At 36.8% G+C, this 17265-nt stretch carries 16 protein-coding genes and 1 other annotated feature; all 16 genes read left to right on the top strand.

What is annotated here, in order from left to right:
* Window positions 1-863 precede the first annotated feature (863 nt).
* The 16 genes from HZI73_RS06370 to HZI73_RS06445 all read left to right on the top strand — a co-directional run bounded on the left by HZI73_RS06370 (window position 864) and on the right by HZI73_RS06445 (window position 17260).
* Complete coding sequence (locus HZI73_RS06370) at window positions 864-1973, top strand: DegT/DnrJ/EryC1/StrS family aminotransferase (protein ID WP_212697420.1); 1110 nt, start codon at window positions 864-866, stop codon at window positions 1971-1973.
* Window positions 1974-1986: 13 nt separating this feature from the next.
* Complete coding sequence (locus tag HZI73_RS06375; protein ID WP_281418867.1) at window positions 1987-2616, top strand: sugar transferase; 630 nt, start codon at window positions 1987-1989, stop codon at window positions 2614-2616.
* Window positions 2606-3394 carry a PHP domain-containing protein gene (locus tag HZI73_RS06380; protein WP_212697421.1) on the top strand — a complete coding sequence of 263 codons (789 nt, stop codon included), beginning with the start codon at window positions 2606-2608 and terminating at the stop codon, window positions 3392-3394. The genes HZI73_RS06375 and HZI73_RS06380 overlap by 11 nt, the downstream gene beginning before the upstream one ends.
* Window positions 3333-4316 (top strand): ATP-grasp domain-containing protein, encoded by a 984-nt coding sequence (locus tag HZI73_RS06385; RefSeq protein ID WP_212697422.1) that lies wholly within the window; start codon window positions 3333-3335, stop codon window positions 4314-4316. Before HZI73_RS06380 ends, HZI73_RS06385 begins: the two co-directional genes overlap by 62 nt.
* Window positions 4316-5005, top strand: a complete 690-nt coding sequence (locus tag HZI73_RS06390) for a YveK family protein (RefSeq protein WP_212697423.1) — start codon at window positions 4316-4318, stop codon at window positions 5003-5005. Before HZI73_RS06385 ends, HZI73_RS06390 begins: the two co-directional genes overlap by 1 nt.
* Window positions 5006-5007: 2 nt before the next feature.
* Entirely contained in the window at window positions 5008-5718 is a 711-nt protein-coding gene (locus tag HZI73_RS06395) for a CpsD/CapB family tyrosine-protein kinase (protein WP_212697424.1), read from the top strand.
* Between the two features lie 78 nt (window positions 5719-5796).
* Complete coding sequence (locus HZI73_RS06400) at window positions 5797-6420, top strand: acetyltransferase (protein ID WP_212697425.1); 624 nt, start codon at window positions 5797-5799, stop codon at window positions 6418-6420.
* Window positions 6417-7511: a glycosyltransferase family 4 protein gene (locus HZI73_RS06405; RefSeq protein WP_212697426.1), complete on the top strand. Its 1095-nt coding sequence runs from the start codon at window positions 6417-6419 to the stop codon at window positions 7509-7511. The genes HZI73_RS06400 and HZI73_RS06405 overlap by 4 nt, the downstream gene beginning before the upstream one ends.
* A gap of 3 nt (window positions 7512-7514) precedes the next feature.
* Window positions 7515-8891, top strand: a complete 1377-nt coding sequence (locus HZI73_RS06410) for a nucleotide sugar dehydrogenase (RefSeq protein ID WP_212697427.1) — start codon at window positions 7515-7517, stop codon at window positions 8889-8891.
* 2 nt (window positions 8892-8893) lie between these two features.
* On the top strand, window positions 8894-9868 hold the full coding sequence (locus HZI73_RS06415; protein WP_212697428.1) for an NAD-dependent epimerase/dehydratase family protein: 975 nt from the start codon (window positions 8894-8896) through the stop codon (window positions 9866-9868).
* Between the two features lie 18 nt (window positions 9869-9886).
* Complete coding sequence (locus HZI73_RS06420; RefSeq protein ID WP_212697429.1) at window positions 9887-11077, top strand: glycosyltransferase; 1191 nt, start codon at window positions 9887-9889, stop codon at window positions 11075-11077.
* Window positions 11078-11103: 26 nt separating this feature from the next.
* Window positions 11104-11628 carry an acyltransferase gene (locus HZI73_RS06425; RefSeq protein WP_212697430.1) on the top strand — a complete coding sequence of 175 codons (525 nt, stop codon included), beginning with the start codon at window positions 11104-11106 and terminating at the stop codon, window positions 11626-11628.
* A 26-nt stretch (window positions 11629-11654) separates the two neighbouring features.
* Window positions 11655-13103 (top strand): hypothetical protein, encoded by a 1449-nt coding sequence (locus HZI73_RS06430; protein ID WP_212697431.1) that lies wholly within the window; start codon window positions 11655-11657, stop codon window positions 13101-13103.
* 12 nt (window positions 13104-13115) lie between these two features.
* Window positions 13116-14384, top strand: a complete 1269-nt coding sequence (locus HZI73_RS06435; RefSeq protein WP_212697432.1) for an MATE family efflux transporter — start codon at window positions 13116-13118, stop codon at window positions 14382-14384.
* 77 nt (window positions 14385-14461) lie between these two features.
* The gene (locus HZI73_RS06440; protein WP_212697433.1) at window positions 14462-16402 is read left to right on the top strand and encodes a polysaccharide biosynthesis protein; all 1941 of its coding nucleotides are present in this window, start codon (window positions 14462-14464) and stop codon (window positions 16400-16402) included.
* A gap of 119 nt (window positions 16403-16521) precedes the next feature.
* Window positions 16522-16752 (top strand) — a binding site (T-box leader).
* 289 nt (window positions 16753-17041) lie between these two features.
* Complete coding sequence (locus HZI73_RS06445; RefSeq protein WP_212697434.1) at window positions 17042-17260, top strand: hypothetical protein; 219 nt, start codon at window positions 17042-17044, stop codon at window positions 17258-17260.
* The last annotated feature ends 5 nt before the right edge of the window (window positions 17261-17265 follow it).

Here is a 17265-nt window from a genome sequence, read left to right on the forward strand (position 1 = left end):
AAGAAGTTCATAAAATGTAATTATACATTGGATGAACTTTTTTTGTTGTTCCTAGAGAATTTAATTATGAATATTTGATTATAAATTAAATAAAAAATTTATTTATAATATTTATTTTAAATATATACTTTTATAGTAAAATATCTACAAAAGATAATCATCATACGTATTAAGAAATGGAATAGCTACATAGGGCTTGATTTGTATCAGATATGTGTCTTAATGGATCGATAAAATCGCGACAATTAAAATGGGATGAGAATGCAATAAAAATAAGGTATAAAGATGGTTGCTCAGCTTAGATAATGTTGATAATAGTTGAATTTGCACTATTTAAAAATGGACAAAAAATACTTAATATTTTGGGGAAAATCAAAAGATAGCCAAAAACAATCTGAATGTTTGACTTATTTTATATTTTCATATGTATCATTGACAAATAATAGGGCTGCATACTATAATAATTTCCATCACCAGCAATTATTTTGCACATTATTATTAGTCGACAAATTGTGAGACAATTTATAACTGACCAAACATAGTGGTGACATACTCTTCTACCCTATGATGGCACAAGAAGAGAAAATAAAGTAGCGCTTAACACGCCTATACGGTGAAGGGATAAAGTGGAAATGATATGATTTCACTGTCTAGAAGAAAGTTGGTACAATATAGGTACGTTAGGCGACATTTTAGAGAATATGTCATAAGATATAAGGGGTGATGGCCGTTGCAATGATGATACAATCAATGACGCATTAGATGTATTAAATGACTTCCAATCGGGAAGGTTATGCTTAAATCGTTTTTAGAGAGAATTGGGGCATGCTTTTTACAAAATCTAAGATGGAAGGGAGTTTTTTATGAGAGATAGGATATATATTTCATCACCAGACATGAGCTATGAAGGGTACGAAATGGCCTATATCAAGGAGGCTTTTGATACCAATTGGATTGCACCTCTTGGTATGAACGTGGATGGATTTGAACTAGAGTTAGCAAAAAAAGTAGGCATTAGTTCAGCTGTAGCTCTATCAGCAGGAACAGCCGCTATACACATGGCACTTCGAGCTGTGAATGTTGAAGAAGGTGATATTGTTTTTTGTCAAGACTTAACATTTTCTGCAACAGTTAATCCCATTATTTATCAGCATGCCACACCTGTTTTTATTGACAGTGATCATAAAACTTGGAACATGTGTCCTGAAGCTTTGGAAAAGGCATTTGAACAATACACACCAAAAGCAGTGATCGTGGTCCATTTATATGGTTTATCAGCAGATCTAGATAAAATAATGGCAATTTGCAAGAAGCATAACGTACCGCTTATTGAAGATGCTGCTGAAAGCCTAGGCTCAAAATATAAAGGTCGGTATACAGGTACACTGGGCGATTACGGCATCTATTCCTTTAACGGAAATAAGATTATTACCACATCGGGTGGGGGGATGCTTGTTTCTAATGATGAAGAGCGTATTGCCAAGGTAAGGTTTTGGGCAACGCAATCAAGAGATCAAGCAAGACACTATCAGCATAGTGAACTTGGCTTTAATTATAGAATGAGTAATATCGTAGCAGGCATTGGAAGAGGTCAGCTTAAGGTATTAGAGCGTAGAATAACAAAAAAAAGGTACATCAATGCTTATTATGAGAATGCATTTCACGACATGGAAGATATCAGCATGATGCCTATTAATCCATGGGATGAACCTAATTATTGGTTAAGTTGTATCACCGTACAAGGTAAAGTAAAACCAATGGACATTATGGAGGCATTGGAAGAAAAAAACATTGAATGTCGGCCCATCTGGAAACCCATGCATATGCAGCCATTTTTTGAAAAATATCATTATGTTGGTGATGGCGTTTCCAAAGAAATCTATGAAAGTGGTGTTTGTTTACCCAGTGATTCAAAGATGACCGACAAAGCCTTGTTCACTGTGGTCAATACAATCAAAGAATTGTGGTGTTAAGATGAAAGTGTATATGAGATTCATAAAAAGACCGATGGATTTTATATTGTCCTTATTAGCACTTACGATACTATCACCATTCTTGGTTATTCTAGCTGCTTTGGTGAGATGTAAACTAGGTAGTCCAGTAATTTTTAAACAACAACGCCCAGGGCTAAATGAAAAAATTTTCACGTTATATAAGTTCAGAACCATGACAGATGCGCGAGATGAGCAGGGCGAATTATTACCAGATCATATGCGATTGACAAAGTTTGGAAAGACCCTAAGAGCCACATCTTTGGATGAACTACCAGAGCTTTTTAATATTTTAAAAGGTGATATGTCCATCATCGGCCCTAGGCCTTTGCTTGTGAAATATTTACCACATTATAACTCACAACAAAAAAGACGTCATAACGTAAGACCTGGATTATCTGGACTAGCCCAAATCAATGGCAGAAATACCATTAGCTGGGAGGAAAAATTCAAATTAGATGTGCAGTATGTGGATGGCTTAAGCTTTGTTATGGATTGGAAAATCATTTTTTTCACCCTGTATAAAGTTTTCAAGAGATCTGGTATCAACACCTTATCAGATGAGATGATGCCCAGTTTTGAAGGTAGTGAGCAGAAGCAATTAGGAGCACGTGATGCCAGTTAATTTGAAACGGTTTAATGATTTAACAACAAAGGATTTTAACGTTGACTATCATCTGCATACGGATCAAACAGATGGTTTAGATACCATTGAAGAGATGATAAAAAAAGCAAGAGCTTACCATATAGCTGAGATCGCTTTCACAGAACATGTTCGAAAAGATACCATGTGGTTTGATGCATTTGCTGACAGGGTACGTGAATCAGCAGACCGCTACTCAGATATTAAGATATATGTAGGCTGTGAAACAAAAGTTTTGGATAGAAAAGGGAACCTGGATGTATCGGATAAGGTTCTTTATCGAAGCGATATTGTATTAGGGAGTGTACATAGAATACCAAATGGAAAAGGAGGATTTTTTGATTTTGCTACATTAACACCACAGGCATTAGCATCTATTGAATTGGAATTGGCAATCAAGATGTTAGAAAAATCGCCTATCGATGTATTGGCCCATCCAGGGGGTATGTATTCATCAAGGTATGGAGGATATCCTATTGGGTATTTAAAAGAGATGATGATAACAGCCAATGCTTATGACAAAGCGATTGAACTGAATTCAAAGTACATAAAGAATACTTTTGATTTCATGAGAGTCTGTGGCGAAATAAATCCTAAAATATCAATAGGATCAGATGCTCATCAAGCAGAAAATATTGGGAGTTGCACGAAGCTAATTAGTCAATTATACAATTGGGGTAAAAAGGAGAGTGTATACAATGAAAATATTAGTAACAGGTGCAGGAGCAGTTTTGGGACAAGCAATCATAAAATCACTTAAAAGTTCACACATTGATTTAACGATAGTAGCAGTTGACCCTAGTCCACTGGCAGTAGGTCTGTATTGGGCCGATAAACACTATTTAGTACCAATGGCTGTGGAACCTAGGTATATGGATGAAGTTTATAAAATATTACAAATAGAAAAACCAGATGTCTTATTCATTGGGACAGACGTGGAATTATTGATATACGCTCAATACAAGAAAGAAATAGAAAGGACCTTTGGAACAAAAGTTATTGTAAGCGATACATCCGTTATTGAAATTGCAGATGATAAATGGCTTACGTACAATTTTCTAAAGAATAATGGGCTAGACTATCCTGAATCTTGTTTACCAGGTGGTGAAATAGAGCTTGTCAAAAAAGTTGGATTTCCCTTGATTGTCAAGCCCAGAGTTGGTGCTAGAGCGGTATCGGTGAAAAAGGTCAATACGATAAAAGCCTTGGAGGCTGCCATTAAGGATGTTAAGAACCCCATCATTCAGGAGTGTGTGGGAACAGATGATAGTGAATATACAGCAGGTGTCCTTGTGTTTAATGACATGGCTAAGTCCTCCATTATCATGAGAAGAGATTTACGTGATGGCAACACCTTTCGAGCCTATGCAGAACCTTATTCACCATTAAATAAATATGTTGAAAAAGTTGCTGAAAAGCTGAAACCCTACGGTCCAGTTAATTTACAGTTTAGAATTTCTGGAAGGAAAGTTAAAATATTTGAGATTAATAGCCGATTTTCTGGTACAACCCATTTTCGAACATTATCCAATGTCAATGAGGTTGAAATGTGTCTCAATCATATTTTCTATCATAAAGACATTACACAGGTTATGATTAATCCATTAACGGTCCTTAGATACTATGACGAAATTATTATACCGAATAACCATTACATGACAAGAGTAAAGGGGGTTAGCTAATGGAAAAAGAGTATGAAGAAATAGAGCTTAGAAAGCTCCTATCGGTCATACTGAAAAAATGGTGGATTATTGTTTTATGCCTTGTCGTTGGTACGGTAGCAACATATATCATCACAACCAAGTACATACAGCCTGTCTATGAAGCAAGAACGTCTCTTTTCATCGGGAAGGAAAAGGGAGATATCGGAAGTATATCCATTGGTGATTTTCAGCTAAATAGTAAGTTAATTACAGATTATCGGGAGATAGCCAAGAGTCGCCTAGTCGCTACAGAGGTGATTACTAACCTTGGTTTAAACATGCCAATTAGTACCTTTCGATACAATTTATCCATAAGTACAGTAAAAGATTCACGCCTATTTACCATTAAAGTAAAACATGCTAATGCCAAGGTAGCCACTGACGTAGCTAATGAGATTGCTACTGTACTGGTGGAGAAAGTGGCTCAGATTATTGATGTCAAAAATGTGCAAGTCATTGATGAAGCCTTAGAACCAAGTGCACCTATTCAGTCCAATAAGAGGAAGAATATTGCCATAGCAGGTGCTCTAAGCATCATGGTTGGTCTACTCATCATTTTCATCATCCAGCTCTTTGACCATACAATGAAAAGCGAAGAAGATGTTGAACGACACCTTGGTCTAACGGTTATTGGTGTTATACCTAAATTCAAAGGAGGGGAACGATAGCCATGAATGATAATCTTATTACGTACAACGATTCCAAACACCAAGTATCGGAATCCTATCGCATGCTAAGGACTAATCTGCATTACCTTAATATTAATAAAAGATATAAAACCATTGTTGTCACCAGTTCCAATCCAGGAGAAGGGAAGACAACCACCTTAGCCAACTTAGCCCTCACCATATCACAAACAGGTAAACGTGTGCTGATTGTAGAATGTGACCTTAGAAAACCAAGAGTACATAAGATGTTTAATGTAAGCAATACCAAGGGTATCGTGAATGTGATTGTTGAAAGAGTGCCTGTTCAAGATGTGATTCAGAAGGTCAAAGAGTTACCCAATATGGAGATCATGACAGCAGGACCTATACCACCGGATTCAACCGAATTATTAGAATCCAAAGTGATGAAAGAACTTATCGTTAATTTACGAGAGACCTATGATACCATCTTGTTTGATACGCCACCTATATGCAGCGTAACAGATGCAGCCATTCTCTCAAGCCAGGTTGATGGCGTTATACTGGTTGTAGCTTCTGGAGAAACCAACATAGAATCCGTTCGATTAGCTAGGAAATTACTTGACAAAATACATGCCAACATACTGGGTGTTGTTTTATCCAAAGCTGATATGTCCAAGAATAGCAAATACTACTACCAATACTACCAATACGACAACCAAACGGAAATCAAGAAAAAAAGTATGCATCATTAAAAAAAGATCGTCAAGATAAAATGTCAAATGCTCATGAAGTATGAGGGAAAGGAGAAGAAATGAGGGAAAAGCTAAGAAATGAGTGATAAGTTATTAATTTTTGGTGCTGGTGGTCACGCAAAAGTCGTGGCAGATATCGCTTTAAAGATGGATAGATGGAAAGAGATTGCCTTTTTAGATGACCAAGAGAATACTAAAAAACCCATGGGATTACATGTCCTTGGGACGATAAAGGATTACCACACATACATAGAAGACTATGACATTTTTGTTGCTATCGGTAATAATAAAACCAGAAAAAACATCATGATGACGCTGCAATCAGAAGGTGTCAGCATGCCGACACTTATACATCCCAGAGCGGTTATAGGCAAGCAGGTTATATTAGCTTGTGGGACAGTAGTCATGGGGGGCGTCGTGATTAATTGTTGTACAAAAATAGGGCATGGCTGCATCATTAATACGGGAGCTACAATCGACCATGACAGTGTTCTAGATGATTATGTACATGTATCACCAGGGGTACACATATCCGGTACCGTACATATTGGGGAAGGCACATGGTTAGGTACTGGAAGTGTGGTGATCAATAATATCATCATTACCAGTGGTTGCAAAGTTGGTGCAGGCGCTGTAGTGGTTAAGGACATTCATAAGTCGGGAACTTATGTAGGGACACCGGTGAGGAGAGTAGAGGGATGACAATACTTGTTCTAGCAAATTTTGGTATGGGTCTTTTCAAGTTTAGAAAGGAACTGCTTGAGGCATTGATCAATGAACGTCATGAGGTATACCTATCACTTCCCCATGATGACTATGTCTCAGCGTTAGAAAAAATAGGTTGTAAATGTGTCAAAACCCCTGTGGATAGAAGGGGAACTAACCCCCTTAAGGATGTAAGACTATTGTTGAAGTACATACATTTGATAAGACGTATTCAACCAGATGTTGTACTGACTTATACCATTAAGCCCAATGTTTATGGGGGTATAGCATGCAGGATAACCCATAAAAAGTACATAACAAACATTACAGGCCTTGGTACATCCGTGGAAAATAAAGGTTTCATACAAAAATTATCACTTGCGTTATATAAAATAGGTCTCAAAAAAGCATCCTGCATTTTTTTCCAAAATGAACCCAATAAACAATTGTTTATGGATAGAAAGATGATTAAAAGTAAGACAAGATTAATTCCTGGTTCAGGTGTGAATGTGTCACAGTATGGGTTTGAACCTTATCCTGAAGATAAAGAAAAGATTAACTTCTTGTTTATAGGGCGTATGATGAAAGCTAAAGGTATTGATGAATTATTGGAAGCGGCTAAACTAGTCAAGATGCAGTATGCACATGTGCATTTTGATTTAGTTGGTGGTAGTGAAGAGGATTATTTTCAGCAATTAGTGGAACATGAAATCTTAGGTATCATTACATACCATGGCCAACAAAAAGATGTTAAGCCCTTTATCAAACGTGCTCATGCCATCATACTGCCGTCACACCATGAAGGAATGGCCAATGTCTTACTGGAATCCGCATCATCAGGACGACCTGTATTGGCTTCAAACGTTACTGGCTGTATAGAAACCTTTGATGATGCTATCAGCGGTATAAGCTTTGAAGCCAAACGGGTTGATTGTTTAGTAGAAGCCATGGTGACATTTATTAAGAAACCTTATGAACAAAAAAAAGCCATGGGAATAGCTGGTCGTCGAAAAATGGAAAAAGTGTTTGATCGAAGGATTGTAATGAATGCTTACCTTGAAGAAATAGATAATTGTAAGGAGAATTGATATATGCGTATAGACAATGCTATCAAATCAAAAGAAGAAAAAATATCCGTTGTAGGCTTAGGTTATGTTGGCATGCCACTAGCCATTGCTTTTGCTAAAAAAGCTCATGTAGTAGGCTTTGACATCTGTGAATCGAAAGTGAAAAAATACTTACAGGGAACAGATGTGACAAAAGAAGTTGGGGATCAAGCCATTAGGGAAACAACAGCTCTATTCACATGGGAAGAGAAATATCTGAGAGACTGTAAATTTCATATTATAGCTGTACCAACACCCATTAATAAGGATAAAACCCCTAATCTTAGACCTGTTATGGGAGCCAGTAGAACCGTTGGGAGAAATCTAACGCAAGGTTCCATTGTGGTGTTTGAATCCACTGTTTTCCCAGGCGTTACTGAAGACATATGTGTGCCCATTATCGAAGCGGAATCTGGGCTTACATGCGGTGTTGATTTCAAAGTAGGTTACTCACCAGAAAGAATTAATCCAGGGGATAAAGTACATCGGTTAGAAACCATTATAAAAGTTGTATCCGGTATGGATAAAGCATCACTAGAGGTAATTGCCAATGTGTATGAGATGGTTATTGAAGCTGGTGTCCATCGCGCCGAAAGTATAAAAGTTGCAGAAGCTGCTAAAGTGATAGAAAACGCTCAAAGGGATATCAACATTGCTTTCATGAATGAACTCTCCATTATCTTCAATAAAATGGGCATTGATACCAAATCGGTTCTTAAGGCTTCAGGAACAAAATGGAATTTCCTTAATTTTATCCCGGGTTTAGTAGGAGGCCATTGTATAGGCGTTGATCCCTATTATCTAACGTACAAAGCTGAAGAAATGGGTTACCATTCTCAAATTATATTGTCAGGAAGAAAAATCAACGATGACATGGGCAAATATATTGTTGAACAAACAGTCAAGATGCTGATAAAAGCAGATAAACAAATAAAAGGTTCAAAAGTAGCCATATTCGGTGTGACATTTAAAGAAAACTGTCCGGACGTGAGAAATACAAAAGTAGTGGATGTCATTAACGAGTTAAGAAAATATGGTATTGATGTGAAGGTTGTCGACCCCATAGCTGATAAAGAAGATTTGTGGCATGAATATCGTATTCATCCCTGTCCCATGGATGAAATTAAGGACATGGATGCACTGATTTTTGCTGTTCCTCATGAAGCATTTAAAGCCATCAAAATAGAAAATACCCTTAAAATGTATCGCACCACAAGGGAACACGACTCCCAGCTAATGGATGAAGTAGCCATAACCTCTGAGACAACTTCTCCTCCTTATAATCCAGTCCTAATTGATGTAAAAGGCATATTTGATAAAGAAGAAGTTGAAAACATGAATGTTGTGTATTGGAGATTGTAAGTATGGGATATAACACGATTAATTTTCCAGAAGGAACAACTTTTTTAGTCACAGGTGCAGCAGGTTTTATTGGTTCCAACTTAGTGGAGACCATACTAAAGTTAGGTTATCAAGTGAGAGGTCTTGATAATTATGCAACAGGTAAAAAACAACATGTAGCAGCATTTATGGATCATCCCAACTATGACTTTATTGAAGGTGATATAAGGGATTATGAGGTCTGTTTACAGGCATCAAGTGGGGTTGATTATATTCTGCATCAAGCGGCACTTGGCTCCGTACCAAGGTCAATGAAGGAGCCTCTAATCTATGAAAGTAATAATATCCAAGGAACATCCCATATGATGGAAGCGGCTAGAAGGGCAGGCGTTAAAAGATTTGTCTATGCATCCTCCTCATCTGTTTATGGTGATTCTTCCACACTGCCAAAAAAAGAAGGACAAGAAGGTGATGTCTTATCACCTTATGCATTGACCAAGAAGGTGAACGAACAGTATGGGAAACTTTACACAGAAGTCTATGGGTTAGGCTGTATTGGCCTTCGTTATTTCAATGTGTATGGAAGACGACAAGATCCAGATTCCCAATACGCAGCAGTCATCCCGAAATTTGTGAAAGCGCTCTATTCTGGGGAACAAGTTGACATACATGGTGATGGTGAGCAGTCAAGAGACTTTACGTACATCGACAATGTTATAGAAGCCAACTTAAAATCCTGTTTGGCAAGTCAAGAAGCATGTGGAAAGAGTTACAACATTGCTTATGGTCAGTGTTGTACCATCAATCAGATGTACAAGCTGATGTGTAAGCAGTTAGGTATCCTATCCAGTCCTCAATATGTTGAAGAAAGAGAAGGGGACATCAAGTATAGTTTAGCAGATATATCAGAAGCCAGCAAATGTATAGGCTATCATCCAGATTGGAATTTTACGAAAGGATTTGTAGAAGCCGTCAATTGGTATCGAGATAATATCTAGTGAAGGGAGGGATATGGATTGAAAGTAGCTTATGCCCATGACCATGTGATGCATCACTATCATCATCATTATTATAGTAACGGGTCTTTTTCCAAAATGGTATTACAGCGTTATACGACAATATTTCGTGAAGTAAGGTTTTTATCCAGACAAAAAGCATTAGAAGAGATGCCAACCAATATGTCATTAGCCTCCACAGAAGGTGTTGTCTTTGTTGGTGTGCCTAATTTTAGATCACTTAAAAAGTTACATACCATACATCAAGCAAGTAAAATTGTTGAAAGAGAAATAGCAGATTGTGATTGTCTGATTGCACGCTTACCAAGCTCCATTGGAAAAATGGCGGTAAAATATGCAAAACACCATAAAAAGCCCTATTTAATTGAGGTGGTTGGATGTGCTTGGGATGCAAATATGAATCACGGGTCAGTACTTGGCAAAATCATTGCACCTTATGAAGCCATGACCTATAAATGTTATATTGCCCAATCCAATTATACCATCTATATTACAAAAAAATTTTTACAGTCCAGATATCCTTCCAAAGGAAAGTCTGTTATTTGCCCTAATGTGGTTATTGATTGGGTGGAAACAGAAACCCTTAAACGTCGTAAAGAAAAAATATATGGTCAAAAAAACAACTTGAAATTTGGCTTAATAGGTTCTCTTAATGTGGACTATAAAGGTCATGAAACCGTCATAAGAGCACTTGGGCTGATTAAAGAAGAAATCCCTGAATTCACCATAGAGTTTGTTGGCAAAGGCGATGTTTCCAGATGGGAATCCTTAATTAAGGCATGTTCCCTTGAGGACCATGTTACATTTATGGGAACGCTGCCCAGTGGTAAAGATGTCTTTGCGTGGATGGATACCCTTGATATAGCATTGCAACCAAGTACTGCTGAGGCCCAAGGAAGATGCATTATTGAAGCCATGAGTCGCGGTTGTCCTGTTATTGCTTCCAAAGTTGGCGGCATCCGTGAGTTAATAGACGACCCATGGCTTATATCGCCAAAAGATTATCGGGATTTAGCCACAAAAATAAAGCATTTAATAAGCGATAAAGAAGCCATGCTTCATCAAGCCATGATTAATTTTCAAAGCGCTAAACAGTACTATAAGCCTCGAATTGAAAAGGTAAGGCATCGTTTTTTACATGAATTTAAAACTAGTGTTAGGCAAAACCAACATGAATTGAAGGCATTGTGAATCAACACCACATGGAGGTTAACAGGATGTTTAGAAAAGCGTTTAATTTTTTATGTTATATCCTACTGATGCAAGCCATATTAGGCATCACAGCCATTCTGCCTAATCTGAAGATATCCAATCGTATCAGAGGGTTTTTGGTCAAACCATTTTTTAAGAAGTGTGGTAAAAATCTCCAGATTGCTAAGGGGATTGTTATTAATTATCCAAGAAATATTGAAATAGGTGATGATGTGTATCTAGCCCATGATGTATGGATAAACGGCACAGGTGGTTTAACCATTGGAAATGGTGTTATTGTGTCACCGAAAGTGGTGATAGCCACAACAAAACATGTTTATGACAATGGTGCCATCAGCAATAGTCAATCAGAAAATGGTCCAATCCACATCGGGGAGGGTACGTGGGTTACAAGCCATTGTACCATCTCCATGAACTGCACGATTGGAAAGGGGTGCATCATAGGCGCCTGTTCATCTGTAACAAAAGATATACCAGACTACACCTTTGCAGGAGGTGTACCGGCTAAAATCATTAAGACTTTACAATAAGCATCGTGTTGGAAGAGGGTGGAAGTGTGACGCATATAACAAATAAAGGGTACCGGATAGCATTTGTCAATACAATTGTTGTATGTCTATGCATCATAACCAGCGTTATCATATGGTTCGATCATAGCCATGATGGGTATAAACTTCTTTTTCTTCATCCACTTACCTTTAGCATCGCTTACCTGTTCGTATTAAGTAAAAAAATACATCAAGGGAATAAAAAGTTATTTTTTATGGTTTTTATGGGTATCGCTTCAATAAGATATGTTGTCTTACCGCTGCTGATTGTCTTATCCGGTCATTATGGTGGTCGGTCCTTTATTGAACCGGACCAAGCATCTTTTTTGAAAGCGATTTTGCTCATGAACTATGAACTGATTGTATGTTCAGTATTTATAGGGTTTAAGGAATGGAGAAAGGGAAAAAAGGGAGCCATAAAGAAGCCTATCATTGAGACATCCTTTGAGGCACTTAAAGGGTATGATATAGGCTATATATGCTTTGGCGTATTAACCGTCGTAGGTGTTGTAACACATCCTACCGTACTGCTATCCATTAATTTTATCATCCCAAATGTATTTGCTAAGAGCATTGAGTACAGTTTTACACAAAATCTAGTCATTTACTTTGTGGTGGTGTTTAAACAACTGTTATTTATCATGGTTACCAAAAAGCTGTTCTATTTATTTAAACAAAGTAAGAAGCATCAATACATCACCTACAATTTTTTGGTTGCCTTATTGAACATACTGACATACTTTGGAACCAATCGTTCAGATATTGTTATTTCTGCTATCGTTTCATTTTTCTTACTTTACAAGCTATATGGTCAAATCATGAAGAAATATTTTGCCCTAGGCAGTATAGCATTAGTGTTGCTGATCATGCTGGTGACAAGTGCAAGGGACAATGCAAGTATCTCAGGTCATACTAATGGTTTATTAGACATAACAGATACATTTCAAGTCTATACAGGTGGTCCATATAATGTAGCTATTGCTGTAGAGACCAAGTCGTACTTTCCTGAGGCGAATGATGTATCGGTATTATTTTTTGATATATTCAGACCCATGATTGGTGTTAATTTTCTAGTGAAGGAGTTACCCTTTCAATATTCCAATATCTTCTATAATAAACGGTTGTGGTTGGATATTGATAGAAGGTCACAAATACTACCCATGATTGGACAAGGCAATCTTTTTTTCGGCTTTATATTAGCGCCGCTTTTTTCATTGTTTTTTATTCGTTTACACTATTATTTTGAAAAGAAAGTAGCCATAACAAAAAGTGTTGAGATATTTTACTTTGTCAATCTGGCCATTGTCCGTTTAGGGTTTTTTATGGGTCAAAATACAATGAATATGATTAATGATATGAGCATGAATTTAGTACTGTTTTTAGGTGTTTATTCTCTTAATAAGCTGACCAAAAGACAAGTAATCCATAAAAAACATGTAGAATTGAATAAGATTTAGAAAAAGAGGGTTATGATGACTTTTATAAACAAACTTTTTTCCAATGCGTATACCTGCTCCTTCATAAAAAAATGTAACGTCATCGCCTTTGGCATACTGTCAACAGCCTTATTGAATCGATATCTAGGTCCTGCCATTAAAGGCGAGTATGCTTACGTACTGAGCATGGTCAACATACTTGTGGTTGTATTCAATATGGGCATCACATTATCGTATCCAAACTTCAAGAGAAGGAAGGATCTGGATTATCTTCCTATTTTTTTATCGTTAGTCATGGTTGAATTTGTGATATTACTCATTTTGACGGTATGCTTAGGTTTTTTTATCCAGAATATACGACTATTTTTTGTGTGCCTCATGACCACAGTGAGTGTTTTTAGAATGCAGTTAAATTATATAAATCTTGTAGAAAATATTAAGTATCACAGTATCATTACAACCGTTTCTGCCATAGGAAATGCTGCCATGTTTTTGATTGTTTTTTTATTGACAGACACCAATATTATCATAGCTTATTTCATTTACATAGCCAAAGATATGATCATCATAGTTTTTTCATTATGCAATCTAGGGGTTAAGTTAAACAGCATAAAAGGTTACATGGTCATATGGAAAGACATTATTAAATTTGGGTTGATACCTATGTACACCACGTTGCTGATATCCATTAATTATAAAGTGGATGTTATTTTGCTGAAGCTTTTTGATGTGCATTTGATTCAAATTGGGCTCTATACCGTTGGGGTTTCCTTAGCAGAATATGGATGGCTGATACCGGATATATTTAAAGATGTCATGATCAATAAAACAGCTAAGAAAGATGATATAGAAAACATGACATTTTCATTACGTATGTCATCTACCATGATGATAATAGTATTTATAGTGATTAGTGTTGTTGGCAAGCAGATATTAACGCTTCTATTTGGTTCAGCTTTTAGAGGAGCGTATGCGGTAACCGTTATTATTTTTATTGGCATCTATAGTATGATTTACTGCAAGATAATAGGCACCCTATATATTGCAAAAGGTCAGTGGGCATTTTACGCTAAGGTATTAACCTTATCCGTTGTTGCCAATATAGGGATGAATATGCTGCTCATACCTAAGTGGGGCATGTACGGCGCTGCGGCTTCATCCATTCTTTCTTATACCATTGCTGGGCTGGCTTTTTTCATTGATTTTAAAAATACCTATAATTTGAAGGCAGTTAATTTAGTATGTATAAGTAAAGCAGATATAATAAACGTGATAAAAATGTTCACCAAATTAAAGGATTAATCATCTTTAAAAGATAAGCATTCGTACAATAAAAAGACAAAAGGTGATTAAACAGGTAATGATGGAGGAGAATGTCCATGAAAAGATTTAAAGTAATAGCATTTATGTTATGCGATGCATGGTTCATACATTTAGCATATTTTTTAGCATTTCATTTAAGATTTGAATGGAAGACAGATCCAACCTATATAGATGTATACTTAACAAATATATTAATTATCATGATGATTAAGTTAACGGTACTTTATCTATTTAAAATCTATCAAAGTTTATGGGAATACGCAAGTATAGAAGAGTTACTGCAAGTGGTGGTAAGTGTCCTTGTAGGCAATATAGTGGTACTAGCCTATATGTTGTCTCAACCACAGCACATGCCAAGATCCATCTCTATATTAGTGCCCATTATTGAAATCATGTTAATAGGTGGTGTACGATTCACTTACCGTATTATGCGACGTATCAATCAGCGTTCGGCCTTATCCAGGGATAAAACCAGAAAGATTATGGTTATTGGTGCAGGTGATGCTGGGGCTATGCTGATTAAAGAGCTTAAAAATAATTATAATCCCATAGGAAAACCCGTAGCGATTATTGACGATAACATAAAAAAACAAGGACAAGTCATTAATAATGTACCTGTATTGGGGCAGAGACTGGATATAGCAAGTGTGGCATACAAGAAAAAAATTGATGAAATTATCATTGCTATACCATCAGCCGACAATCAAGATATAAAAGCCATTATTGAAGAATGCAAACGTACCAAGTGTAAATTAAGCATGTTACCTACTTTATATACTTTATCGGATAAGGAAGTCAAATTAAGTGATGTAAGGGACGTTCAAATAGAAGACTTACTTGGTAGGGAACAAGTAAAACTCAATATGAATGGTATTAGCAGTTACTTGAAAAACAAAAAAGTGCTTGTAACAGGTGGAGGCGGTTCTATTGGCTCAGAATTATGCCGACAAATTGCTAATTTTACCCCTAGAGAATTAATTATACTGGATATCTATGAAAACAACGCCTATGATTTACAGCATGAACTGTGCAGGACTTATGATGTGGAAATGGTCAGCCCTGATCAGACAGTAAAAGTCTATCACCAAGGTAAAATATACTTAAAGGTAATCATTGCTTCTGTCCGTGACCGGCAACGGTTAGATAAGATATTTCGAGCCATTAAACCCGATGTGGTTTTTCATGCAGCGGCTCATAAACACGTGCCACTTATGGAAGATAACCCTTCAGAAGCCATAAAAAACAATGTATTTGGCACCCTTAATGTAGCCCAGGCGGCAGATACCTATAAGGTGAATCGGTTTGTCTTGGTATCAACAGATAAAGCCGTTAACCCTACCAATGTTATGGGAGCCACTAAGAGGGCTTGTGAACTGATTATTCAGGCTATCAATAAACGTTCTAAAACGGAATACGTTGCTGTACGTTTTGGAAATGTCCTCGGTAGTAACGGCAGTGTGATTCCTCTCTTCAAACGACAGATAGCGGAAGGTGGACCCCTTACAGTAACCCATGAGGATGTTATTCGCTACTTTATGACGATTTCTGAAGCCGCAAATTTGGTGATACAAGCTGGAGCCATGGCCAAGGGTGGTGAAATATTTGTGTTAGATATGGGCGAACCTGTGAAGATTATGGATTTAGCGAAAGACCTCATTAAATTGTCAGGATTAAAACCTTATATTGATATTCCTATTGAAATAACAGGACTTAGACCTGGTGAAAAATTATATGAGGAGCTTTTAATGATGGAAGAAGGTCTATCATCAACGGCTCATCAAAAGATATTCATTGGAAAGCCATCCCATGTGGATTATGACCTTTTATTTAAAGGGTTAGATGGCTTGTTGGAAGTCATGTCAGCAGATAATCGGGAACGGATTAGACAAGCATTGGCTAAGATGATACCAACGTATAAAATAGAAAATAATGTGGTGAATGGGGAATTTATGCAACGGCTTGCAAAAAGTGAAGTAGCGGCTGCAAGCCATAGATAAAACAAAAGAATTAACCTTGACAAATAAATCGGATTACTATACCATATAATAAGATTAAGAAAGTGTTTGACTTATACGATATGAGTGAATCATGTATGTTCCATGCATATACAAGCAGATTAAATGCAGTTAGAAAGAGGAGTATGTTTGTAACAGCCTTTAGAGAGGAAAACTGGAGATTCAATCTTTGCTGAGAGGTTTTCTAGGAGATGACAAACAGAAGTAGCTTTTTAGCAGTTCATCTGAACATGGTAGTAGGATGAGTCGGGTAGCTCCGTTACAAGTATAAGAGTGCTTATATGTGATGCATATAAGAATTAAGGTGGTACCACGGTTTTATCGTCCTTATCTAAGGATGATAAGACCTTTTTTGTTCTGTTAGGAAAGTCCTCTTAACTTAGTATATGAAACAGAAACGTTTTCATATGCCTCAAGGAAACTTTCCTAACGCAACAACTTGCTTCGCAAGACGCGACGTAGTCGCTCTGTTCTTTTATTGAAATGTGTAATGGATACGCAGCATGGGTCCATTATAATGAAGTTGTTTTTTTCATGTATTGCTAGAATGAATGATTTTTGTAAAATACGCCATGATAAGAACAAAGCAAAGTATAAAATAAATACCAACGAGGTGATAACATGGATATAATCGGTATGATATTAGTAGTTGTTGGTGCTATTATCTATTTTGGCACCATGCTCATGTATAAAAGAAGCAAAAAGAAGGGACAATTTAACCCTGACAAAGCAGGTAATGATGAGTTTCTAACGCTACTAAACAATGGGGCTATTGTGACCAAAGTCATTGGTGCTCTATTGGTGGTAGCTGGAGCAATTATGATTCTAGCATTTCAATAAAGAAG

The organism is Vallitalea pronyensis (assembly GCF_018141445.1).
Classification (GTDB): domain Bacteria; phylum Bacillota; class Clostridia; order Lachnospirales; family Vallitaleaceae; genus Vallitalea; species Vallitalea pronyensis.

What these genes read in the sequence shown, in the direction of transcription:
- HZI73_RS06400 (WP_212697425.1), top strand. Translation starts at nt 5,797, where the DNA reads ATGAGTGATAAGTTATTAATTTTTGGTGCTGGTGGTCACGCAAAAGTC.
- HZI73_RS06425 (WP_212697430.1), top strand. Translation starts at nt 11,104, where the DNA reads ATGTTTAGAAAAGCGTTTAATTTTTTATGTTATATCCTACTGATGCAA.
- HZI73_RS06385 (WP_212697422.1), top strand. Translation starts at nt 3,333, where the DNA reads ATGAAAATATTAGTAACAGGTGCAGGAGCAGTTTTGGGACAAGCAATC.
- HZI73_RS06445 (WP_212697434.1), top strand. Translation starts at nt 17,042, where the DNA reads ATGGATATAATCGGTATGATATTAGTAGTTGTTGGTGCTATTATCTAT.
- HZI73_RS06395 (WP_212697424.1), top strand. Translation starts at nt 5,008, where the DNA reads ATGAATGATAATCTTATTACGTACAACGATTCCAAACACCAAGTATCG.
- HZI73_RS06370 (WP_212697420.1), top strand. Translation starts at nt 864, where the DNA reads ATGAGAGATAGGATATATATTTCATCACCAGACATGAGCTATGAAGGG.
- HZI73_RS06375 (WP_281418867.1), top strand. Translation starts at nt 1,987, where the DNA reads ATGAGATTCATAAAAAGACCGATGGATTTTATATTGTCCTTATTAGCA.
- HZI73_RS06410 (WP_212697427.1), top strand. Translation starts at nt 7,515, where the DNA reads ATGCGTATAGACAATGCTATCAAATCAAAAGAAGAAAAAATATCCGTT.
- HZI73_RS06380 (WP_212697421.1), top strand. Translation starts at nt 2,606, where the DNA reads ATGCCAGTTAATTTGAAACGGTTTAATGATTTAACAACAAAGGATTTT.
- HZI73_RS06440 (WP_212697433.1), top strand. Translation starts at nt 14,462, where the DNA reads ATGAAAAGATTTAAAGTAATAGCATTTATGTTATGCGATGCATGGTTC.
- HZI73_RS06435 (WP_212697432.1), top strand. Translation starts at nt 13,116, where the DNA reads ATGATGACTTTTATAAACAAACTTTTTTCCAATGCGTATACCTGCTCC.
- HZI73_RS06405 (WP_212697426.1), top strand. Translation starts at nt 6,417, where the DNA reads ATGACAATACTTGTTCTAGCAAATTTTGGTATGGGTCTTTTCAAGTTT.
- HZI73_RS06390 (WP_212697423.1), top strand. Translation starts at nt 4,316, where the DNA reads ATGGAAAAAGAGTATGAAGAAATAGAGCTTAGAAAGCTCCTATCGGTC.
- HZI73_RS06415 (WP_212697428.1), top strand. Translation starts at nt 8,894, where the DNA reads ATGGGATATAACACGATTAATTTTCCAGAAGGAACAACTTTTTTAGTC.